We start from the raw sequence: 209 nt of genomic DNA, 5'->3' as shown, positions 1-209 counted from the left end.
CCAACTGGACCGACCGGACCAACAGGACCAACAGGACCAACAGGGCCAACGGGACCGACTGGACCAACGGGACCGACAGGACCAACAGGACCAACAGGGCCGACAGGACCGACAGGACCAACTGGACCAACAGGGCCGACAGGACCAACAGGACCAACAGGGCCAACTGGACCGACGGGACCGACAGGACCGACGGGACCAACAGGACC

1 protein-coding gene is annotated in these 209 nt (G+C 64.6%); it reads right to left on the bottom strand.

Features of this window, described 5'->3' with window-relative positions; genetic code table 11:
* Positions 1-209, bottom strand: a 209-nt coding sequence (locus FS736_RS25030) for a hypothetical protein (protein WP_222125130.1), incomplete at both ends; no start/stop codon positions are given.

Source organism: Cytobacillus oceanisediminis 2691 (genome assembly GCF_007678455.1).
Classification (GTDB): Bacteria; Bacillota; Bacilli; order Bacillales; family Cytobacillaceae; genus Mesobacillus; species Mesobacillus oceanisediminis_A.
The sequence above is the reverse complement of the archived record's forward strand: the minus strand, read 5'-3'. Positions and strand labels throughout refer to the sequence as shown.